A 202-nucleotide genomic window follows, 5' to 3' on the forward strand; every position below is an offset into this window, starting at 1 on the left:
ACATTCTGCGATCGCTCGATAAAGATGTTGTCATTTCCCTGACTTGTTGGGATTACTTGAAAGATGCCTTATTTGTGGCGCAATTTTAACCAAATGGTATAAGAACAGTATTTTCTGTGCATCATGTGCCGAACGTCCTGGACGAAATCCGTAACTTTTTTCGTGAAAGGTTGCAACGCGCAAGCTGGTTCTAAGGCGTATT

The 202-nt window shown here is 42.1% G+C and carries 1 pseudogene; it reads right to left on the reverse strand.

Going from position 1 to position 202, the window contains the following annotated elements:
• Positions 1-102: 102 nt before the first annotated feature.
• Positions 103-202: pseudogene (locus AABK37_RS42500) on the reverse strand (reverse transcriptase N-terminal domain-containing protein); the annotation flags it as partial.

It is taken from the genome of Tolypothrix sp. VBCCA 56010 (genome assembly GCF_050875635.1).
In the GTDB taxonomy this organism is placed as follows: domain Bacteria; phylum Cyanobacteriota; class Cyanobacteriia; order Cyanobacteriales; family Nostocaceae; genus Hassallia.